A 21,376-nucleotide genomic window follows, 5' to 3' on the forward strand; every position below is an offset into this window, starting at 1 on the left:
CCGGTCGCACAGGTCAATCCGCCGGAGAAAGGCAAGCGCGCAGTGGTGCTCACACGGTCGAAGATTCTCGACCCGACGGCCGTCGAGACGGCGAAGGAGCAGCTCACTGCTGTGCTCGCGAGGCTCGCGGAATCCATCGGGTAAAGAGCTCACCAGCCGTTCGGCTAGGTTGGTGTAATGACCTCCGCGGCCGCCCCGAAGGTGGTGCACGCACGGGCACCGGGCAAGATCAATGTGTTCCTCAAAGTGGGCTCGCTGCTCGAGGATGGCTACCACGACGTGGCCACGGCCTACCAGGCGGTCTCGATCTACGAAGAGGTGCGGGCGTCCGCCGCTGATGACTTTTCGGTGAATTTCGGTGGTTCGATCGACACGTCGAATCTCACGACCGATGGCTCAAATCTTGCGATCAAAGCAGCCACACTGCTCGCGCGCAGGGCGGGTTTTCGCCAAGGGGTGCATCTCGAGATCGAGAAGCACGTGCCGATCGCCGGTGGCATGGGCGGCGGCTCGGCGGATGCCGCGGCCACCCTCCTCGCCTGCGACGCACTCTGGGGCACCGACCTCAGCCGTGAGGAGCTGCTCGACCTCGCCACCCAGCTCGGGTCGGACGTACCGTTCGCTTTCACCGGCGGCACCGCCATCGGCACCGGACGCGGCGACCAGCTGAGCCCCGCCCTGGCGAAGGGCCAGTTCCAGTGGGTGCTCGCCTTCGCCGACTTCGGTATGAGTACGCCAACCGTCTATCGCGAACTCGATCTGCATCGCGATCGCCATTCGCAGGACATCTTCCCCGCGGCCGTGCAGCCTCAGGTGGACGCCAACGTGCTGCAAGCACTGCGGGCTGGCGATCCGCAGATGCTCGCCGAGGTGCTGCACAACGACCTGCAGGCACCGGCGCTGCACCTGGAACCTAAGCTCGCCGCGGTGATCGAACTCGGCGAGGAGAACGGTGCACTCGCCGGTCTGATCTCCGGATCGGGCCCGACGGTGGCCTTCCTGGCAGCCGACCTCGACGGCGCGTTGGAACTGCAGATCGCGCTGAGCGCCGCCCGCCTCACCGTGGTGCGTGCGACCGGCCCGGTGCACGGCGCCCGAATCGTGGGTGACTAGGCTTCGTCAGACCCTGCCGTCGACTTGGCAGTTGTGGCGACATCTGTGACCGGCGAGGCCACCACGAGCACCAAGTGGATGCTTCGTCACAGGTCCGTCCTCGCGGCGAGCGCCGTGCGGATCCGAGTGAGCAGCCAGCCGGTGCGGACCGTGAGGTGTTGCTTTACGACGCGGATGACCAGCCATCCCGCTTCCTCGAGCCGTTCGCGTCGCTCAATGTCTGCGGCGTAGACCTGTGCGTCGGTGCGGTGGATCTCGCCCTCGTATTCGATCGCGATTCTCTCATTCGGATAGCTGAGGTCGGGCGTAGCCACGAAGTCACCGTACTTGTTCGTCACCGTGTAACCGATAATCGGCTCGGGCAGATTGTTCGCAACGATCAATAACCGCAGGCGGGTCTCCATCGGAGAGTCGGTCTTCCCTCGCACTCGACCGAGAGCTGTGCGCATCGCGCGCGCTCCGCGAGCAGATCCCATCGCTTCGACAGCCGTTCTCAGCTGATCGAGATTGCACAGTGGTCGCTTTCGTCGAACCAGATAGTCACCGGCTACCACGAGGTCATCGTCGGCCAGAAGTGCGCCAAGCTGGCACCAGGCCGCGGCAGGCTCGACGACCTGGAATCCACGGTGCGTGCGACCGGTGATCGGGGACCTCAGGCGATGGCCGATCACGCCGCGAATTCGGGGAGGGAATGCGGGCTGCTCGACGCTGATATGTACCGACGATGACTGCTCGAGCTCGCGTGGTGGAGGAACCTCGTAGATCTTCGCGGCGGTCTCGTGGCTGAAAAACTCGTTCGGTCGCATTCGAGCCCGCAACGCACCAAGGAGATCACTTGCGCCCGACGGAACGCGGATTCCACGGATCGGAGCCTCCAGGTCGAAAGCCCGAAGTCGTGAACGAGACACGCCGGCCGCGTGGGCTGCCGGAACCGTGAATGGGAGCCCCGTGAATTCAGCGGGAAGTGGTTTCGCTCTCGGCATCCGACAATCGTGTCAACTCCTCAACCGGGCGTCGCGAACCATCCACAGGGCGATCGACTTGGCAGTGGTGGTGGGCTATATCGCGCGGAAAGCCGCCACAACTGCCAACTCGGCGACGGAAGTCGGGAATATCGGATGCGGGACGCCGGCTACAGCCGGTAGCGCAGCACGTTCACGCCAGTGAAACTCCACTCGCCGTCGAGCGCGTAGCCGAGGGCACCGAGTTTCTGGGTGATGCTCGGGCGCCAGTCCTGCTTGTCGCTCGTGACCAGCCAGACGACTCCGACCCCGGCCAGCCGGCCTGTCATCTTCTCGAGGGCGGAGTGAATCTCCCAGAGCTGGCCGGTCGGCGGCCGGTGTCTTGAGTGTGACGTCGATCAACCCTGGCGCACGCGGCCGGATGAGGCCCCGCTGCGCCATGCTGCGAGGAAGACCAGGGTGAGGGCTACCGCGAGTAGCGCGGTGAGTGCGTAGGAGCGCCCCTCCGTTCCCATCCAGGTAACCCCGGGGGAGAAGGCAGAAGAACAACCCGGCGAGCGTCGCCGTGGTGCGGGAGGAGAACTGTCGCACCAGCAGCACAATGAGGGCGGCGGCGAGGCCGGTGGCGATCGCGCTGGGCATGCGGAGGATGAATGGTGTGTAGCCGACGACGTCGAACCAGAGGTGCATCCCGGCGTAGTACAGGCCGTGCACCGCATCGACGTGGCCGAGCATTGTGCAGAGCTGCGGCCAGGTGCGCATCGTCGCGGAGACGGTGGCCGCCTCATCGAATTAGACCGAGGGAACCCCGGCGAAGGTTCATGGCGACTCCCTCCGGAAAAGGTTACGGATAGAGAACGAAAGGCCCGTTGCGCTGAGCGCAACGGGCCTTTTGAGCGGTTCTACCGGAGTGGTTCTACCGGAGTGTTTCTACTACTTGGTGGCTACCGTGATCTTCGCGATACCGACGAGCAGCTGCGACTTCACAGCGTCCGTCTTGAAGGTCTTGTCCAGCAGGTCGGCAGCGACGGCCGAGATGTGAACGGTGGTGCCTTCGAGGATGGCATTGTTGCCGTCCATCTGGAGCGGCTTGAGCGATCCACCGTAGAGGTCGAACAGCACGGCCTGGGTCGCGGCGACGGTTCCGTTGACCGAAACATCACCGAGGAGGATGGAATTGCCAGGGTCGATGGTGAAGTTGGTCAGCTCGACCTTGGTGGCACCGGCGGTCAGCGAGAAGCCGGAACCCTCGTGCTTGAGCGAACCCTGCACGTAGGGGCGGTACTTCGCGGCGGGGTCGAAGTACTTCACGTTTCCACCGGTGATCGGGAAGTGGAGGCTGCCATCGACGAGCGTGGCGGTTCCGACGGTGCCCGGCGTGAGGCCGAGGCTCGTGAGGGCCGCAGCGAAGTTCGCGTCGAGCAGGACGGCGGTGTCGACACCGGTCAGGGAAGGGATGTCCGCGAGGGGCTTCGGGTCGGCTGCCGGTGCAGAAGCGGCGGGCTTCGACGACGATCCCGAGCCGCTGCCCGAGTTGGTGCCGGTGCCGGAGCAGGCGGCGAGGCCGGCGACGAGCAGACCTGCAGTGGCGATACCGATTGTGGCCTTGTAGAACTTGCGCATGATTTCGATCCTTTGTCTTGTCTCAGGCTTGCCTTGGTGACAAGCGGTTCTGACTATGCGTTCGGCCCCCCGCGCAAAAAGGATTGGAATCGACCTGCCTCGTTACCGTTCCGTTATCGGATTCAGCAAACATCCAGCTAAAAACGCCGAGATTACGGGGAATTTCCGAAATCGCATGGACCCTTATCGTGATGCGACGAGCTGCGACTAGACGGGGGAACGTCGGAAGGCTCGACGGATGGGACGCATCAGTCGAGTGCGTCCGTGCGGTCCGGTGCGGTACAGCGCCATCCCCACGATGATCACGATGGCGATCGAGATGGCCACCTGCGAGACGCCGTGCGACGGAATCAGGAGGCGCACGGTGAGGGCCAGCGGTACCGCGAACCACTCCCAGCGACCGCTGAGTGCGATGAACGGCACCAGCAGCAGCGCATACCAGGGGTAGCGCGGACTCACGATGAGCAGCGTCGTACCGATCATGATCACCTGCCCGAGCCATGGGGAGGTCGGATCCGTCTTCCACCAGACCAGCACCGCGGTCACCAGCAGCAGTAACGCCGCGACTGCCAGCGACGCGGCCTTCGGTACGAACAGGGTGAGCAGGGTGAAACGGCTGCCGTTGTCGTAACCCTCCTCGGAGAGGTAGCCGGGCAGGTAGCCGAGCACACCGATGCCCGTGGTGATCACGTAGGGGATGTAGAGCACGGCGAAGGTGACGATCGCGGCCACGATCACCTTCCACGGCTGTCGTCGCAGCAGCGCGGGCGCCGCGATCACCGGGATGAGTTTCGCCGCGATAGCTGCGCCGAGGGCGATGCCGCCACGGAACCGGATGCCACGCGAGACGAGCAGGCTGGCCACCACCACCAGGAGCGCCCCGAGCACGTCCACGTGCGAATTGGTGATCGCCTCCGTGGCGACCAGCGGGCTCCACGCCCAGAGGGCTGCCCAGCGCGGATCGATGCCGCGCCGCCGCATGGCCACGATCAGCATCACGGTGATGCCGAGGCTCATCAGCAGGCCGGCCAGCTGCAGCGGCCAGTATTCGGCATCCGGCCCGACGACGAAACGAACGGCGGCGAAGAAGATTTCGCTCGTCGGAGGATAGATCGTGGGGACCTTCGAGCGATTGAGCGCCGAGCAGAAGACCTCGTGCGACGGTTCGGATGACGTCACATCGGTGCGGGCCGGAAGGCAGCGGTGGGTGCCGTCCGCATTCTCGACAGCGGCCGGGAACAACCAGTCGGGGCGGAGCTCGGCGAGGTGGTCGTCGACCGGAACGTAGCGGTAAGGGGAGATACCGGCGTTCTGAACGATGCCGTCCCAGGCGTATCTCGCTGAATCGGTGCTGGTGTTCGGCGGGCCGGCCATGGCGGCACCGCCGATGAGAGCTGATCCCGCGAGGATCATCGCGATGGCCACTTTCACCGGAACACGGCGGAGGGCGAGGAAGGCGAGAGCGAAGAGCGCCCACAACCCTGCGGTGCAGAGCAGCAGCGCTGTCGGATGCGTGCGGTCGAAATATCCGAGGGCGGTCACCGAATACCAGGTCAGCGCGGCCATGGCGACGACGAACACGGAGGCGACGGCGATTCTCATTGCTCCCATCCTGTCGGAAAGGCCGTCGGTAGCCCGGCACCGATCGGAGTGGCGTCCCTGAATCGTAAGATTTGCCCGGCACGGTTTCGGTGAATGAATGCTCAAATAGGTCCATGCGCCGTTTCATGCTTGACCTGCGACGGGTATTCACGACTCCGTCGAGGAACCCGCGCATGGCCGTCGTGCTCGGACGCCTGCTCGGCAGCGCCTTCATCATCTGCTTCGGGACCGGCCTGTACAGCCATTTCCTGCAAGACCCTCTGCCGTGGATGGTCTTCCCCACCAGGCCCCAGACGCTCTACCAGCTCACCCAGGGCATCCACATCACTGCGGGCATCGCCTGCTTCCCGCTGCTGTTCGGCAAGCTCTACTCGGTTTTTCCGGAACTGTTCCAGACACCGCCGATCAAGAACTTCGCCAATCTCCTCGAGCGCGCGTCGATCGCGATCTTCGTCGCCGCGTCTCTCGTGCAGATCTCGACCGGGCTGCTCAACACCTACCAGTGGTATCCGTTCCCCTTCCCATTCCGCCAGACGCACTTTGCGCTCTCCTTCGTGATTATCGGGTCGCTGGCGATCCACATCGCGGTGAAGCTCCCGCTGATCTCCCGCTACTGGACGAGGAAGCGCAGCATCGACGCCGATGGCGACCTGATGCTGGACGACGAGGACAGGCCGCTCACTCACGCGGATGTCGCGGCTGAACTCGCGGCGACCACCCCCGAGCCCGTCGGACCGATCTCCCGCCGCGTCGACGGCCTGACCGGTCGCGTGATGGGCTGGATCGACAGTGCCCCGCCGCGCCAGCCGAAGGTCTCCCGCCGCGGCTTCATCGCCACGATCAGCATTGCGACTGCAGCCGTGGTGACCCTCACCGCCGGCCAATCCTTCCGTTTTCTCGAAGCCCTCAACATCTTTGCTCCGCGCAAACACGACACCGGGCCGAACAGCCTCCCGATCAACCGCACGGCCAAAGCCGCGCAGATCAGCGACAGTGCCGTCGGTTCCGACTGGCAGCTCGCGGTCAGCCGTGGGGACGCGGTGAAGCTCTACAGCTACTCGGATCTCACCGCCATGACGCAGTACCAGGTGGATCTGCCGATCTCCTGCGTGGAGGGCTGGAGCCAGATGGCATCGTGGCGCGGGGTTCGCCTGCGCGATCTGATGGACGGCGTCGGCGCTCATCCGGACGAGGACCTGCGCCTCACCAGCCTTGAGGTCAAGGGCGGCTATCGCGTGACCGAGATGGGTTCGGAATACGTGCAGGACGATCTGACTCTGGTGGCGCTGCAACTCAACGGCGACAAGCTCGACATCGACCACGGCTACCCTGCGCGCATAATCGCGCCCGGTCGTCCCGGCGTGCTGCAAACCAAGTGGCTGAGCAAGCTGGAGGTGATCTGATGAGGGCCTGGCGAATTGGACTCGTGATCGTCGGCGTGCTGCTGCTCGCCCTCGGTGCTGTGGTACTGGTGGACACCGTCAAGCCGATCAAAATCATCGGCGTGGCATCCTGGTTCCTGCTCGCCCTGATCGTGCACGACGGCATCATCGCATTCGTCACCTTCGGTGTCGGCTTTCTGCTTCGCAGGGCTGGCCGCAAACTGCCAGTCGCCGTTCTCGCCACCATCCAGGGCGCGCTCGTGGTCTGCGCGATCTTCGCGATCATCGTGCTGCCGGCGGTCTACAAGCAGTTCCTCGGAAGCAACAACCCTACGATCCTCCCCTTGAAATACGGGCCGAACCTGATCATCCTGTGGGCATCGGTGGTCGTGCTGACCACCGTCGCAATCGTTGGGTATTACGCCTTCACGAGACGGCAGAAGAACCGGCTGTCGGTCTCCCAGGACTGAGCCACCCGTAGTCCGACTTGTTCGGCACGCTGCTCGAGCGAGTCGCTGCCGATCTCCGCCCAGGGGAATGCGTCGCTCCGGTGACCGTGGATGTCCACGATGGTTCCGTCGTACACGTGGTCGCACGACGCGTCCGCGCTGACCTCGACGATCGCTACGCCATCCTCCGCGAGCAGTTCTGCACAGCGCGCAAGGAGAGCGGATGGATCCCCGCCGATACCGATGTTGCCATCGATGAGTAGCGTGGCGGCCCAGGATCCCTCACGCGGGAGGCGCTCGAAGACGGAGCGGCCGAGCACCATCAGACCGGATTCGCGAGCGATCTCGACAGCGGTTGATGAGACGTCGATGCCGAGGGCGGTGAGCCCAAGGTTCATGGCGGCCTTGACCATCCGGCCAGGGCCGCAACCGATGTCGAGCACGGCACCGTCGAGACCATTGAGCAGGCTGAGGTCGACGGCATCCGCGTCGTCGTTCCAGCGGGAGACGTTCATCGCCGAGGAGGGGAGTTCTGAGTGGGACTGCACATCCCGGAGGTAGAGCACCTGGTCGTCCCTGCGCAGAGCACGGGCGTAGGGCTCGCCGCCACCGGACCCGAAAGTGCCGTAGGTCGCGAGGCTCATGATCCGACCCCGAAGGAAGCCAGGGCACTGGCGAAGCGCGTGTGCGGTGCGATGGCTGCGACGGTGCGTGCGTCGTCGATGGTGTCGACATCCACGAGTTCCGGCAGGTGCCGCACCCTGAGGCCCGCGCTTTCGAGGCGCTGGAGCTGCACCTGTCCCGTGTCGTCGCGCGACATTGGTACGCCACGGATGAGGGAGCCGTCCGGCTCCGCCATCGCGAGGGTCCAGTAGCCGCCGTCGTTCGCCAATCCGAGCCAGGCGTCGACATCTGCCGGCCACTCATCGAAGACGGGGGCCAGAAGCTCCGGGGTCAACTGAGGGGTGTCCATACCGACCAGCACGGTCGGTCCAGCGCACTCATCAAAAATCGCTCCCAGGCGCATGTCCAGCTCTCCGCTCACTTGGTGTATCACTTCGTATGATTCGGAGCCGATCGGGAATAGGTTGCCATCGAAAGCCAAAATACGTCGAGTCGCTGGCAGGGTACTCACTGCCTCGAAGGTGTCGGAAAGGGCTGCGGCGGCGAGAATCGCGGCCTGTTCGAGACTGAGCGGAGGGTGCAGCCTGGTCTTCACCCGGCCGGGGATGGTCTCCTTGGCGATGATGATGAGCGTTGTCATCGGCCTGACTCCCTCAGCAGTGAGGACATGTCCTTTATTGCGATAACGGTACCGCGGATGGTGCCGGTCACCTTCGAGCGTCCGATCCGTGGCGAGTAGGGCGTGTCGATCTCTACGACGGTCCACTTGGCCGCCGACGCCTTGAGCACCATCTCGAGCGGGTATCCGCTGCGCCTGTCCTGCAGGTCGAGGGAGAGCAGCGCCTCGCGGTTCGCCGCGCGCATCGGCCCGAGATCGTGCAATGGGATGCCGGTCGCCCGGCGCATCATCCTGGCCAACGCGCGGTTGGCGATGCGGGCGTGGGCCGGCCAGGCCTTCGCAACTGTCGGCCTGCGCCTGCCGAGCGCGAGGTCGGCGCTGCCGCTCGACACCAGCTCGACGAGAGGAGCGAGATCGGCGGGGTTCATCGAGGCGTCGGCGTCGCAGAAAGCAACGATCGGTGCGGTCGCAGCCAGCAGCCCGGCATGGGCTGCCGAGCCGAACCCCCGCCGCGGTTCGTGCACCACCATGGCTCCGGCGGCCACGGCCACCTCGGCCGAGTTATCGGTCGAGCCGTTGTCGACCACGATCGCTCGATACCCCGCGGGCAGCCGTGAGAGTACCCAGGGGAGAGCCTGCTCTTCGTTCAAGCACGGCAGAACGACATCGACGAGAGGGACAGGCACCCCCTGAGCGTACGAGGAAGAGAGGGTGAAGCAGTGCTCAAACCCTTACGAAATGAGAACCGATTGTTCCACCGCCCCCCACTCGCGGCATTTCCCGAACACCGAGACTTATCCTGAGGGAGTGTCTACGTCATCCACGGCCAGCAGCCTGCGGCCTGATTCGCTGAGGGATCGCCGCGTCCTGGTAGTGGACGACGACCCGACAGTCTCCGAGGTGGTTTGCCGCTACCTGCGGGCTGCCAGCTTCATCGTCGACGAGACGGCGGATGGTCTGAGCGCCGTCGAGATGGCGTCGCGCATCCGCCCAGATCTCGTTGTGCTCGACCGGATGCTGCCCGGTATCGACGGCCTCGAAGTGTGCCGTCGCATCCGCGCGGAGCGGCCGGTGCCGGTCATCCTGCTCACCGCCCTTCGCGAAGAGGACGACCGTATCGACGGTCTCGAGGCCGGCGCCGACGACTATCTGGCTAAACCCTTCTCCCCACGCGAGCTCGTGCTGAGAGTCCAGTCGGTTCTGCGCCGCAGCCTCAACGAGTTCTCGCCGGAATCCGTCATTGACTCCGGAGACTTCCATCTCGATGTCTCATCGCGTCGGGTCTCCCAGCGCGGCGTGGAGCTCGCCCTGACCGTGCGCGAATTCGACCTGCTGGCCTTCCTGATCCGGCATCCGCAGCAGGTCTTCAGTCGTGAGGAACTGCTCCGAGCCGTCTGGGGCTGGGAATTCGGCGATCTCTCCACCGTGACCGTGCACGTGCGCCGGTTGCGCGAGAAGATCGAGCCGGACCCCGCGCACCCCACACTGCTCGGCACCGTCTGGGGAGTCGGCTATCGTTTCGAATCGCAGCCGGCGGTGTCCTCGTGATGAGTCTCGCGGATCTAGCGCTCGTGGCGGTGATGGCACTCGCCATTGCCGTTGTGGTCGGAGCGGTGTCCCTCCTCGTACTCCGGATGCTGTCCCGCCGCTCGTTCGTGCTGCAGCTGTATCTGATCGCCCTGGCTGCGGTGCTCTCCATTGTCGGCGGCATGTGGTTCGCCGCCTCCGCGATGTTCGTCACGCCGAAAGACCTCACGGTTTTCTTCTCCGTGGCCGTGATCGCCGGAATCGTTTCACTGGCCCTCGCCGCCCTGCTCGGCCGCTCGCTGGTGCGCAACAGTCGTCAGCTCATCGCCGCGACCAGGCGCATCGGCACCGCACAGGAACTGGTCGACAGTGGGAAACACAGCAGTAACGAGTTCGCGGCGCTGGCCGAGGAACTAAGCGCCACGAGTCATCGGCTCGCAGAATCCCGGGCCCGCGAGGAGCGGGCGGAGAACTCGCGGCGGGAACTAGTGGCCTGGATCTCGCACGACCTGCGCACTCCGCTGGCCGGCATCCGCGCCATGGCCGAAGCCCTCGAAGACGGCATGGTCGACGAGCCACAGCGCTACTACCTGCAATTGAGATCGCAGGCCGATCGCATGAGTGGCATGGTCGACGACCTCAACGAACTGTCCAGGATCCACTCCGGCGCGCTGCACCTGTCGATGCAGCAGGTCTCGCTCTACGACCTCATCAGCGACGTGGTCGCCGAACTCGGACCGTTCGCGAAATCACGCTCGATCGAACTGGTGGGCGATGGATCTCGCGAACTGAATATTCTCGCCGATCCGCGCGAGCTGTCGAGGGTCGTCGGAAACCTGGTCATGAACTCGATCCAGCACTCCCCGGCGGGAAGCCCGATCACGGTCTCCGCACGCCAGAGTGACGAAGGAATGGCGGTCATCTCCGTAATAGATGCCGCTGGCGGCATACCTGAGAAAGACCTCGGTCGAGTCTTCGAGGCTGGCTGGCGCGCGAGCAACTCGCGGACACCTGATGTGGCGACGAGTCGCTCCGGCGGCGCGGGTCTCGGCCTCGCCATCGTGCAGGGCATTGTGCAGGCGCACAGCGGGCGGGTCGTCGTGCAGAACGTCCCAGGCGGATGCCGCTTCGACGTGTTCCTTCCACGCACACCGGTGACCGCATGACCCCGCGCGCCTCACGCATCAGCCTCTTACGTCTCTGGGCAGCGCTGGCGGGAATCGTCTCCGCCGCTGTCGTGCTGGCCGTCGCCGAGGTCATTGCCGCCTTCGTCGGCGCCGCGGGCAGCCCGCTCTTCGCCGTCGGATCCCTGGTGATCGACCTGGCCCCACCCGGAGCCAAAGACTTCATGATCGCCCTGTTCGGCACGGGAGACAAAGCCGCGCTGCTCACCCTGATGGCGGTGATCCTCCTGGTGCTCGCGGCCCTCGCCGGTGTGCTCGAAGTACGTAGGACGCCATGGGGCGTCGTGCTCTTCGGCATCGGTGCGCTGCTGGCGCTCATCGCCGTGCTCACTCGCGCCGGTGCGACCGGGTTCAACGGTGTTCCGACCGTCGTCGGAGCCGTCGTCGGTGTCGTAGTGCTTCGCATCCTGGCGCAGCGACTGGCCAACTGGAAAGTCTCAGAGGCGAAACAGGCCAGGGTTCCGCAGGCCTTCGCGCCGACCACCCAACTCGAGCGGAGGAGCTTCCTGAGGCTCGCAATCGTCGCGGGCGCGGCATCCGTGATCGTAGGGACCGGCGCACGGCTCATCAACTCCACGTCGTCGGTGGTCACGGACATCCGCACGAAGCTCACCTTGCCGAAGCCTGTGGTCGCCGCCCCGGCGGTTCCGGCCGGGGCCTCGCTCGACATCGAGGGCGTCTCTCCGCTGGTCACCCCCAACGCCGACTTCTACCGCATCGACACCGCCTTCTCTCCGCCCTCGATCAACCCGGACGACTGGAAACTGAAGATCACCGGCATGGTGGAGAACGAGGTCGAGCTGACCTTCGCCGAGCTCGCGGACAAGCCGCTCATCGAACACTTCGCGACGCTGAGTTGCGTGTCGAACGAGGTCGGCGGCGATCTGGTCGGCAACGCGCTGTGGCTCGGCTACCCGATTCGCGAGCTACTCAAACAGGCGGTGCCGAAGGCGGGCGCCGACATGGTGCTCTCGACGAGCATCGACGGTTTCACCGCCGGGACGCCGCTCGATGTTCTGCAGGACGAGGGCACGGAGGCGCTTCTCGCCATCGGAATGAACGGTGAACCTCTGCCGGTGGAACACGGCTTCCCTGTGCGCATGGTGGTTCCCGGCCTCTACGGTTATGTCTCCGCCACCAAATGGGTGGTGGAGTTGAAGGTGACGAAATTCGCGAACGCCGAGGGCTACTGGACCCCGCGCGGCTGGGACGCGAAGGGCCCGACCAAGCTCTCCTCCCGCATCGACACACCGCGGGCCGACTCCTCGATCACAGCGGGCAAGGTCGCGGTCGCCGGCGTCGCCTGGTCACCGCACAATGGCGTGAGCGCCGTCGAGGTGCAGGTGGACGACGGCGCGTGGGTCGAGGCGAGGCTCGCCGACTCGATTTCGGTCGATACCTGGCGACAGTGGGTCTACGAGTGGCCGGCCAGCAAGGGATCGCACCAGATCCAGGTGCGGGCGACCGACACGAACGGCACGACCCAGAGCGACAGGCAACTGCCCCCGGCGCCGAACGGCTCAGAGGGCTGGGCCCAGATCAACATCAGGGTCGACTAGCTAGACGACTGCTGCCCTGAGCGGTGCGGTGGCGAACTCGCGCATGCCGTCCTCGAAGCTGACGGACGGCGTCCAGCCCAGTTCCGATTTCAGACGATCGGATGACGCGGTGATGTGCCGCACATCGCCCAACCGATATTCGCCGGTGATCACCGGCGAGAGTCCGCCGGAGTGCAGGCTCAGCTGCTCGGCCAGCTCACCGATCGTGTGCACGTCGCCGCTGCCGACGTTGAACGCGCGGAACGCGCTCGCGGGCTGGTGCTCCGTCCACTCGAGGGCAGCGATATTGGCAGATGCCACATCCCGAACGTGCACGAAGTCACGGCGCTGCCCGCCATCCTCGAACACGCGCGGCGCCTCGCCACGCTCGAGGGCTGAGCGGAACAGTGAGGCGACACCCGCGTACGGTGTGTTCTGCGGCATCCCCGGTCCGTAGACGTTGTGGTAGCGCAGTGCCGCCGCACGGCCACCGGTGGAGCGCGCCCAGGACGTCGCGAGGTATTCCTGCGCGAGTTTGGTGATCGCGTAGACGTTACGCGGGTCGAGGGGAGCGGTCTCCTCGATGAGTTCCGGCAGCAGCAGTTCGCCCTGCTCATCGACAGGATCGAACCGGCCGGCGTCGAGATCTTCGACGTGTCGTGGTTCCGGTCTCGCCGAGCGTCCTGTCGCGTCACGATAGTTTCCCTCGCCGTAGACGACCATCGAGGAGGCGACCACGAGCCTGGTCTTCTTCGCTTCCGACATCGCCGCGAGGAGCACGGCCGTGCCGAGATCGTTGCTTCCCACATAGTCCGGTGCGTCGGAGAAGTCCACGCCGAGTCCGACCTTCGCCGCCTGGTGGCAGACGACGTCGATGTCGCGGAGTACTTCGTCGACGACAGCCCTGTCACGCACATCGCCGGTGACAAATTCGACCCGCGGATCTGGCTGCACGGCCGCGCCGTGCACGTCGGACCGCAGTGAGTCGAGAACGCGCACCCGCCAGCCGCGTTCGAGCGCCGCATCGACGATGGCGGAGCCGATAAACCCCGCGCCACCGGTGACGAGCAGGCTGGTCATATGGTGGGTCTCGCCAGCACGTCGGCGACGGCGTCCGCGGGGATCAGCTCCTGCGGCGCATAGTCGTCGGGCATGGCTCGCACGATGGCTTCGATGGCCGCGACAATGCGGGGTTGTGCCTCCGCGAGCCGTTTCAGCACGAGCTCGTGGCTGACCGCATCCGGATCGACGGTGCCGGATGCCGGAGTAAGCCCGGCGTCGCTATCGGTGACGAAGGAGAGGTTGACGGTGTCGATGTTCAGCTCGGATGCCAGCGGCACCTCCGGATACATCGTCATGTTCACCGTGTGGGCGCCGGCAGCACCGAACCAGAGTGACTCGGCCCGCGTCGAAAAGCGCGGACCCTGGATCACGACCACTGTGCCGCTGGAGGCGAAGTTCTCACCGGCATCCGTCAGCGCCTTCGTCGCGATCTCGTGCATGGCCGGCGCGAAAGGGTCGGCGGCGGCGAGATGCTGCACAGAGCCCTGGTCGAAGAAGGTGTCGGCCCTACCGCTGGTGCGGTCGATGAACTGGTCGGTGAGCACCAGGGTTCCCGGCGGGTAGTCGGCACTCACGCCGCCGACCGCGGAACTGGAGAGGATCACTTTCACCCCGAGCGATGCCAGCGCCCAGATGTTCGCCCGGTAGTTGATGAGGTGCGGAGGCACAGAATGATCGACCCCGTGCCGCGTGAGGAAGGCAGCGCGGCGGCCGCCGAGTTCGCCGAGCGTGACCTCGGCTGCACCGTAGGGGGTGGAGATCCTCCGCTTCTCGGAGCTGGCAGGGTCGAAGAGGCTGTAGAGACCTGAGCCTCCGATGATGGCGACGCTGGCTTCTGTCATGGCTCTAGTCTTCCAGTGATTGGGATCGGGATGACCGTTGGCAGGTGATCACAAAGACCGGACGCCCACTTGGTCTAGACGTCCATAGAGTGCGCACCGTCGCGATCCTAGGCTCGTCGTGAGTCCGGATCTATTCCCGCGACCTCGGCGATGAACAGCAGCGCCGGGGTTTCAGCACGACTGACAGAGGATGATCGATGCGCGCCAGACATGCACTCCCAGCACTTGCCATTCTCGCCGTCGTCGCGCTCACCGGGTGCGTCGACAACTCGACTCCGGCCGCGAGCGGGGCGCCAGGCAGCGGAACGTCCGGGGCCGTAACGAAAGACAAGGCAGCGGCGGCACTCGTGCCTGCGGACATCAGCAAGGGCGGCAAGCTCATCATCGGTACCAGTCCGAACTATGCGCCGAACGAGTACAAAGACAATGCAGGCAAACCGATCGGCTGGGCCATCGAACTCAGCGACGCCCTCGCCGCCAAGCTCGGCCTCAAGCCCGAGTACCAGATCGCGAAGTTCGAGAACATCATCCCGAGCATCGTCGCTGGCAAGATTCAGGTCGGCGAGTCGTCTTTCACCGACACCCTCGAGCGTGAGAAGCAGGTCGACTTCGTCAACTACTACAGCGCCGGCGTGCAGTGGGCGTCCGGCATCGGCAAGGATGTCGACCCCGACAACGCCTGCGGCCTCAAGGTCGCTGTGCAGGCGACCACCTTCGAAGACACCGATGAGATCCCTGGCAAGAGCGCGGCCTGCGTGGCAGCAGGCAAAGACCCGATCATCAAGATGCCGTTCGAGACCCAGGATTCCGCGGCCAACTCGGTGGTCCTCGGCCAGGCCGACGCCTTCAGCGCTGATTCCCCGGTCACGCTCTACGCGATCTCCAAGCTGAAAGACAAGCTGCAGCCGGCCGGCAAGACCTTCGACGACTCGCCCTACGGCCTCGCCGTTCCACAGAAGTCGGGACTGGTGAAGGCGGTGCAGGCCGCGCTCCAGTCGATGGTGGATGACGGCTCCTACGGCAAGATCCTCGACAAGTGGGGTGTGGGCGCCGGCGGTCTCGACACCATCACCATCAACGCCGCATCAAAGGGTTAGTGCTGGCGGGCCCAGAGCTGCAGCCAGAGCAACAGCCGCGTCTCAGGGTCATCCAGCCTGATACCGAACAGCGGTTCGACCCGAGACAGGCGGTAGCGCACCGTATTGGCGTGCAGGCCGAGACGTGCTGAGGTCTCGATCGCGTTGGAGCCGCAGTCGAGGTAGATGCGCAGCGTCTGTTCGAAGGCCGTCTTCCGGCGTGAATCGTGTTCGGCGATAGCGATGGCGTAGTCGCCCGGCAGCTGCCCTCCGTCGCGGAGTCGAGTCACAACCTCGCCCAGTTGCAGGCGCGGGCCGAGTGATTGTCGATCCGAGACGATGTCGTCTGACTCGGCGTTCAGACGTCCGTCTTCTGCATCACGCAGCAGGATCGCCAGCACGGCCTCCGCCTCCCGCCGGGAGCTCGCGACCTCGGCGATCGGCGCGCTGCCCCCGAAACCAGCGAGCACCATTCTTTTCACGGCACGCTGGGCATGGTGCGCGATACGTAGGATGCCGTCGTGCTGGAAGGGCCACGAAGTCGTCGTCGACTCCGGTAGCACCACATAGACGATGTTGTCAGCGAGACCGCAGGCTGTGCCGGGCAACCAGACCGCGCACGCGGTACGCACGATGTCGTAGAAAGAGAGGCTGGCCTGGAAGGCGTCGGGAGAGTCGTCGGCGCGACCAAGGGCAGTCATGGCGACGATGCGCACCGAGTCGGCCACGATGCCGAGCTGTACGGCGGCCAATTCTGCTCGATCAGCCTGGAACAGTAGCGGAGAGACCAGCTCGATCTGCCTGGTGCGCCCGGAGTCGTGGTTGGTGCGGCGATGGAGCAGGTGCAGCGCGGCGACGTTCGACGCCTCGAGAAGCAGTTGTTCGACATCCGGATCGATGGGTGCGTCGTCGGCGATCAGCCAGAGCGAGCCGAGCACGACGCTCCCCGCACGGATGGCCACGGCGGACCGGGTGAGCGAGTTCTCGCTGGGCGCGACCGACTCGACGCTGCGCGAGGCGTGAACGCGCGCGTAGTCCGCATCGTTCTGATCGGTGTGCGGAACGTGCAGCTGCAAGATCGAGTTGCGTCTCGTGTCGTCGATCGGTTGTTCGGGCAGGGTCGAATAGGCCAGCAGGTTCTGCTCGGGGTCCGCGAATGCAACGGCCCCGCCGACCAGCGAGGCCACGGTGTTGGCGAGGGCGAAGAGGTCGCCCGGCCGGATGTCGGCGAGCGTGCGTCCAGCCCGCCGGTGGGGTACCACGGCCGCAGCGAAGATCTCGGCCAGCTCGTGCCACGGTACGGAGTCGGCGGCGCGAAATAGGGCGACATCCGCTGTGCGTGCTGCACTTCGCAACTCGGTGTCGTCGGCGCCATGGGCCTTGTAGACCAGGCAGACGTAGCCGGCGTCCTTCAGCCCCTGTAGCCGCGTGGGAAGGTGGGCGCCGCTGATCGGGATGCCGATGGCGAGCGCGATCGCCCCTGGGAAGCGGGCGAGCGGCGCAGAGCTGTCGTACAACGCGGTGCCGGATACCCTCGGAGATCCGATTTGCGGAGTCTCGACGAGAGCGGCGACATCAGAGGCAATCGACCGGGCGAGCTCGGCGAGCGTGGGAAGGGCGGCGCTGGATTCGTCAGACATAGTCATCCTCGACTTGGTATCTCATGATAACTGCGGAGGCCCGACTTTGTCTGTACCTCCATAGGGCACGACGAGCGGCACATCTAGGCTGACTTCTGCAGCGCAAGCGATCGAGTGAGGGGCGCCCGTGAAGGCCAGCGACGTTCGGCAGCTGATCCAGGTCAGGATGCCCGAACCGTCGCGACGCAAGAGGGTGCTGAGAAGTGCTTTCAGCGTCGCCGAGTATCGCACCGCCGCACGCCACGTGCTGCCGCGCGGCATCTTCGACTATCTGGACGGTGGCTCGGAAGACGAGGTGACTCTGCGGCGGAACCGCGCGTCCTTCGACGCCTGGGGACTGATGCCGAGCTGGGGGGCTGTGACCGGACCCGATACGACCACGGGGATCCTCGGGCGCCAGAGCGCGCTCCCGATCATGCTCACACCCACGGGTGCGACCCGACTGTTCCATCCGGAGGGAGAACTGGCGGTCGCGAGGGCCGCCGCCAGCGCTGATATCCCCTACGGGCTGGCCGGCCTCAGCACCGTCTCCCTCGAGGATGTCGCGGCTCAGTCGCCCACCCTCGATCGATGGTTCAACTTCGGTCTGTCATCCGATGCCGGCTACCAGGCTGCCAAATTAGAACGCTGTCGCGCCGCCGGCATTCGCACGCTGATCGTGAGCGCCGACACCCGAGCGCTCGGCTCCCGTGAGCGAGACCTCCGCAACGGCTTCACCGCGCCACCGGCACTCACGCTGTCGTCCCTGGTTGGCATCGCCGCCCGTCCCGGCTGGTGGACGAGTTTTCTGCGTGCCGACGGCATCCGTTTTCCGAACCTCGACCCGAGCGATTCGGATGCGGCGCTGGTCACCCCGTCGATGTGGCAGCAGATCCTCGGCCACTCCGACGCTTCGCGGGGCTGGGGCGATCTCGACGCTCTTCGCGCTCAGTGGTCGGGGAAGATCGTGCTCAAGGGCTGCGTGAACCCGGCGGATGTGGCGCGCGCCGCGAGCATCGGTCTCGATGCGGTGCAGCTCAGCAACCACGGCGGGCGCCAGCTCGACCACATGCTGAGCCCGATGGACGTGCTGCAGGAGTGCCGCCAGCGAGTCCAGGGCGAGATGGAGCTGTACCTGGATTCCGGGATCCGGCGTGGCAGCGACATCCTCACGGCGCTCGCCCTCGGCGCGGACGCCTGCTCGATCGGTCGCCCCTACCTCTACGGACTCGTCGCTGCAGGCTCCGCCGGTGTGACTCGCGTCATCGAGATCTTCGCGGCGGAGTTGCAGCGCACCATGACCCTCGTGGGTGTCTCCTCCATCGCGGAGCTCAAGGACCGCGGTGCCGAACTGGTGCGCGAACTGCCACGCCTGCCGCAGGAACTGCCGAGCACCGTCCGCGAGTAGTCGCCATTCGGGTGTCGACCGCGCAATCGGCCGTCCAGCCCACCGGCTAAGGTCATTCAGTGGCACATCTACTGGGAGCCGAGTCCCTTCACCTCGAATATCCCACCCGTGTCATCTTCGATCGGATCACTATCGGCCTCGACGAGGGCGACCGCATCGGGGTCGTCGGACGCAATGGCGATGGAAAATCGACGCTGCTGCGCCTCCTCAGCGGGCGCATCGAACCGGATGCCGGGCGCGTCACGCGCCGCAACGGCGTGACGCTCGGCATGCTCGACCAGGCCGACATCCTGCCCGACGACCTGGTGGTGCGCGACGCGATCGTCGGCGACAAGGAAGAGTACGAATGGGCGGGGGATGCCCGCATCCGCGATGTCATCGACGGCCTGCTGCTCGACGTGCCGTGGGAGGCCACGATCGCCGAGCTCTCCGGCGGACAGCGGCGTCGCGTCGGACTTGCGAAACTGCTGGTCGGCGACTGGGATGTCGTCTTCCTCGACGAGCCGACCAACCACCTCGACGTGGAAGGCATCGCCTGGCTCGCCGGTCACCTCAACAAGCGCTGGCCGGCCAACCAGGGCGGACTGATCGTGGTGACCCACGATCGGTGGTTCCTCGACGAGGTGTCGACCGATACCTGGGAGGTGCACGACCAGATCATCGAGCCATTCGAGGGCGGGTACGCGGCGTACATCCTGCAGCGCGTCGAACGTGACACGATGGCCGCCACCATGGAGTCGAAGCGCCAAAACCTCGCACGCAAGGAGCTTGCCTGGCTTCGCCGCGGAGCCCCCGCCCGCAGCACGAAGCCAAAGTTCCGAATGGATGCCGCCTACGAACTGATCTCCAACGAACCGCCACCCCGCGACACCGTCGCCCTCAGCCAACTCGCCACCGCGCGCCTCGGCAAAGACGTCGTGGACCTGCTGGACGTCGGAGTCATCTATGGCGGCACGAAAGACATCGACGGCCACACGACCGGTGGCAAAGAGGTGCTCAAGGACATCGAGTGGCGCATCGCGCCCGGCGAGCGCACAGGTATCCTCGGCGTCAACGGTGCGGGCAAGTCCACGCTGCTGTCGCTCGTCGCCGGCACGCTGCAGCCGACATCCGGACGCGTCAAACGCGGCAAGACGATTCGCGTGGCGATCCTGAGCCAGCAGCTCGGCGAGCTCGCGGACATCCTCAACGACCGGGTCATGGATGTGATCGCGCGCCAGAAGAGTTCCTACATCAGCGGCGGCAAAGAGCTCACGCCCGGCCAGCTGCTCGAGCGTATGGGTTTCATGAGCGCCCAGTTGAGCACCCAGGTGAAGGATCTCAGCGGCGGCCAGCGACGTCGCCTGCAGCTGCTCCTCATCCTGCTCGGCGAACCGAACGTGCTCATCCTCGACGAGCCGACCAACGATCTGGACACCGACATCCTCGCCGCGATCGAAGACCTCCTCGACTCCTGGCCTGGCACCCTGCTCGTCGTCAGCCACGACAGGTATCTGCTCGAGCGGGTCACCGACAACCAGTACGGCATCCTCGACGGACGCATGCGGCACCTGCCCGGCGGCGTCGACCAGTACCTGCAGCTGCGCTCCCAGCAGGGAACCAGGGGCCAGACCGTCACCGAATCGCATCGAGTGGGGGGCAAGGCGGATGCCGGCGTCAACGCCAAGGGCAGGCCTCGGCTGCAGGGCGCGGAACTCCGCAACGCGGAGAAGGAACTCGGATCGGTCAGCCGTCGCCTCGACAAGGTCACCACCCAGATCGCCGCCGTGCACGAGCGTTTCGCCGGTCACGACCAGTCCGACTACTCGGGTCTCGCCGCCCTCCAGGCGGAACTCACGACCCTCCAGGATTCGATGGCCGAACTCGAGCTGCGCTGGCTCGAACTGAGCGAAGCGCTGGAGAAGTAGAGCCTCCGTTTCTGTGCAGGCCGTGGGGTGCTCAGTAGTCTGTGCAGCATGAGCGAGAACAACAAGCGGTACGACAGGGTCCTGCGCTACGGCAGCAACTCCGATCGGCTGCAGTTCTTTAGCGACGCGGTATTCGCGATTGCCATGACACTGTTGGTGATCGAGATCACGGTTCCGACCGTCGAGAACGGCCCGAAGACCACGCAGGCGATGCTCGACGGTGAGTTGTGGGTTGCGCTCGGCCATCTCGTGCCACAGTTCTTCGCCTACGCGATCAGCTTCACGGTGATCGGGATCAACTGGGCAGGACACCATCGCAAATTTGCTCTGACCAGGAAGTTCGATGGCAATGTCGTCTCCCTCAACCTGTTGCTGCTCTTCTTCATCGCCTTCGTGCCCTTTCCCACCAGCCTTCTCAGCGAATACGGCGGCTCGATGCCCGCAGTGATCTTCTATGCGGGCACGGTCAGCGCGATCAGCCTTCTGCAGTTTGCACTCTGGGCCTACGCCTACCGCGGCGGGTATCTCGACGAGAAGGTGGATCAGGGGATGTATCGCTATGTGCGAAGGAACCTGCTCACGGTGCCGTTGATCTTCCTGCTCTCCATCCCCGTGGGGTTCCTCTTCGGCGGCGCCTGGGCGCTGTACTTCTGGATACTCAACTGGCCGCTGAGCATCATCGTTGGCCGGTACGACCCTGGGTCGAAGGCTTCGAAGGCTTCGAAGGCTTCGAAGGCTTCGAAAGCCGCCTAGGGCGTGTTTCCTAACGGTTTGAGCCAGATTGTGATGGCCCGAAGGACGACTCCGCCGCGGTAGGTGAGGGCGAGTTTGTCGTATCT

Annotated in this window: 20 protein-coding genes; 10 read left to right on the plus strand and 10 right to left on the minus strand. The window is 65.3% G+C overall.

Annotated elements, in window-relative coordinates; genetic code table 11:
- Positions 1–177 precede the first annotated feature (177 nt).
- Positions 178–1,113, plus strand: coding sequence for a 4-(cytidine 5'-diphospho)-2-C-methyl-D-erythritol kinase (locus tag ABIB56_RS16655; protein ID WP_354570343.1), 936 nt, complete (start codon positions 178–180; stop codon positions 1,111–1,113).
- An 86-nt stretch (positions 1,114–1,199) separates the two neighbouring features.
- Here the strand turns inward: ABIB56_RS16655 and ABIB56_RS16660 are convergent, their stop codons facing one another.
- From ABIB56_RS16660 to ABIB56_RS16675, 4 genes are all read right to left on the minus strand, one after another.
- Positions 1,200–1,919 carry an endonuclease domain-containing protein gene (locus tag ABIB56_RS16660; RefSeq protein WP_354570344.1) on the minus strand — a complete coding sequence of 240 codons (720 nt, stop codon included), beginning with the start codon at positions 1,917–1,919 and terminating at the stop codon, positions 1,200–1,202.
- A 326-nt stretch (positions 1,920–2,245) separates the two neighbouring features.
- Positions 2,246–2,404 (minus strand): hypothetical protein, encoded by a 159-nt coding sequence (locus ABIB56_RS16665; protein ID WP_354570345.1) that lies wholly within the window; start codon positions 2,402–2,404, stop codon positions 2,246–2,248.
- 604 nt (positions 2,405–3,008) lie between these two features.
- Positions 3,009–3,698: a hypothetical protein gene (locus ABIB56_RS16670; RefSeq protein WP_354570346.1), complete on the minus strand. Its 690-nt coding sequence runs from the start codon at positions 3,696–3,698 to the stop codon at positions 3,009–3,011.
- A 207-nt stretch (positions 3,699–3,905) separates the two neighbouring features.
- Positions 3,906–5,300: a glycosyltransferase 87 family protein gene (locus tag ABIB56_RS16675; RefSeq protein ID WP_354570347.1), complete on the minus strand. Its 1,395-nt coding sequence runs from the start codon at positions 5,298–5,300 to the stop codon at positions 3,906–3,908.
- Positions 5,301–5,473: 173 nt separating this feature from the next.
- Between ABIB56_RS16675 and ABIB56_RS16680 the strand changes: the two genes are divergently transcribed.
- A complete protein-coding gene (locus ABIB56_RS16680; protein WP_354570348.1) occupies positions 5,474–6,703 on the plus strand; it encodes a molybdopterin-dependent oxidoreductase in 1,230 nt (409 codons plus the stop codon).
- On the plus strand, positions 6,703–7,152 hold the full coding sequence (locus ABIB56_RS16685) for a hypothetical protein (RefSeq protein WP_354570349.1): 450 nt from the start codon (positions 6,703–6,705) through the stop codon (positions 7,150–7,152). Before ABIB56_RS16680 ends, ABIB56_RS16685 begins: the two co-directional genes overlap by 1 nt.
- Here ABIB56_RS16685 and ABIB56_RS16690 read toward each other — a convergent pair.
- Genes ABIB56_RS16690 through ABIB56_RS16700 form a run of 3 tightly spaced genes read right to left on the minus strand, consistent with a single transcriptional unit; the run spans position 7,101 to position 9,060 of the window.
- A complete protein-coding gene (locus ABIB56_RS16690; RefSeq protein WP_354570350.1) occupies positions 7,101–7,775 on the minus strand; it encodes a class I SAM-dependent methyltransferase in 675 nt (224 codons plus the stop codon). The two genes, ABIB56_RS16685 and ABIB56_RS16690, sit on opposite strands and share 52 nt — an antisense overlap.
- Entirely contained in the window at positions 7,772–8,395 is a 624-nt protein-coding gene (locus tag ABIB56_RS16695) for a TIGR04282 family arsenosugar biosynthesis glycosyltransferase (RefSeq protein WP_354570351.1), read from the minus strand. The genes ABIB56_RS16690 and ABIB56_RS16695 overlap by 4 nt, the downstream gene beginning before the upstream one ends.
- Entirely contained in the window at positions 8,392–9,060 is a 669-nt protein-coding gene (locus tag ABIB56_RS16700) for a glycosyltransferase family 2 protein (protein WP_354570352.1), read from the minus strand. Before ABIB56_RS16700 ends, ABIB56_RS16695 begins: the two co-directional genes overlap by 4 nt.
- A 121-nt stretch (positions 9,061–9,181) precedes the next feature.
- Between ABIB56_RS16700 and ABIB56_RS16705 the strand changes: the two genes are divergently transcribed.
- From ABIB56_RS16705 to ABIB56_RS16715, 3 genes are read left to right on the plus strand one after another with little or no spacing between them, the layout of a single operon-like run.
- Positions 9,182–9,922, plus strand: a complete 741-nt coding sequence (locus ABIB56_RS16705; RefSeq protein ID WP_354570353.1) for a response regulator transcription factor — start codon at positions 9,182–9,184, stop codon at positions 9,920–9,922.
- Complete coding sequence (locus ABIB56_RS16710; RefSeq protein WP_354570354.1) at positions 9,922–11,067, plus strand: sensor histidine kinase; 1,146 nt, start codon at positions 9,922–9,924, stop codon at positions 11,065–11,067. Before ABIB56_RS16705 ends, ABIB56_RS16710 begins: the two co-directional genes overlap by 1 nt.
- A complete protein-coding gene (locus ABIB56_RS16715) occupies positions 11,064–12,644 on the plus strand; it encodes a molybdopterin-dependent oxidoreductase (protein WP_354570355.1) in 1,581 nt (526 codons plus the stop codon). Before ABIB56_RS16710 ends, ABIB56_RS16715 begins: the two co-directional genes overlap by 4 nt.
- Here the strand turns inward: ABIB56_RS16715 and ABIB56_RS16720 are convergent, their stop codons facing one another.
- Together ABIB56_RS16720 and ABIB56_RS16725 are read right to left on the minus strand one after the other, a co-directional pair.
- Positions 12,645–13,703, minus strand: a complete 1,059-nt coding sequence (locus ABIB56_RS16720; protein WP_354570356.1) for an NAD-dependent epimerase/dehydratase family protein — start codon at positions 13,701–13,703, stop codon at positions 12,645–12,647.
- Positions 13,700–14,527, minus strand: a complete 828-nt coding sequence (locus tag ABIB56_RS16725) for an MTAP family purine nucleoside phosphorylase (RefSeq protein WP_354570357.1) — start codon at positions 14,525–14,527, stop codon at positions 13,700–13,702. Before ABIB56_RS16725 ends, ABIB56_RS16720 begins: the two co-directional genes overlap by 4 nt.
- 197 nt (positions 14,528–14,724) lie before the next feature.
- Here ABIB56_RS16725 and ABIB56_RS16730 point away from each other — a divergent pair, with 197 nt between their 5' ends.
- Positions 14,725–15,624 carry an ABC transporter substrate-binding protein gene (locus tag ABIB56_RS16730; RefSeq protein ID WP_354570358.1) on the plus strand — a complete coding sequence of 300 codons (900 nt, stop codon included), beginning with the start codon at positions 14,725–14,727 and terminating at the stop codon, positions 15,622–15,624.
- Here ABIB56_RS16730 and ABIB56_RS16735 read toward each other — a convergent pair.
- On the minus strand, positions 15,621–17,243 hold the full coding sequence (locus ABIB56_RS16735; protein WP_354570359.1) for a PucR family transcriptional regulator: 1,623 nt from the start codon (positions 17,241–17,243) through the stop codon (positions 15,621–15,623). The two genes, ABIB56_RS16730 and ABIB56_RS16735, sit on opposite strands and share 4 nt — an antisense overlap.
- A 127-nt stretch (positions 17,244–17,370) precedes the next feature.
- Here ABIB56_RS16735 and ABIB56_RS16740 point away from each other — a divergent pair, with 127 nt between their 5' ends.
- The 3 genes from ABIB56_RS16740 to ABIB56_RS16750 are packed head-to-tail and all read left to right on the plus strand — an operon-like array spanning position 17,371 to position 21,290.
- Positions 17,371–18,630, plus strand: a complete 1,260-nt coding sequence (locus tag ABIB56_RS16740) for an alpha-hydroxy acid oxidase (RefSeq protein WP_354570360.1) — start codon at positions 17,371–17,373, stop codon at positions 18,628–18,630.
- A 59-nt stretch (positions 18,631–18,689) separates the two neighbouring features.
- Positions 18,690–20,537: an ABC-F family ATP-binding cassette domain-containing protein gene (locus ABIB56_RS16745; RefSeq protein ID WP_354570361.1), complete on the plus strand. Its 1,848-nt coding sequence runs from the start codon at positions 18,690–18,692 to the stop codon at positions 20,535–20,537.
- 48 nt (positions 20,538–20,585) lie between these two features.
- Positions 20,586–21,290 (plus strand): TMEM175 family protein, encoded by a 705-nt coding sequence (locus ABIB56_RS16750; protein WP_354570362.1) that lies wholly within the window; start codon positions 20,586–20,588, stop codon positions 21,288–21,290.
- The last annotated feature ends 86 nt before the right edge of the window (positions 21,291–21,376 follow it).

Source organism: Glaciihabitans sp. UYNi722 (assembly GCF_040549465.1).
Classification (GTDB): domain Bacteria; phylum Actinomycetota; class Actinomycetes; order Actinomycetales; family Microbacteriaceae; genus Lacisediminihabitans.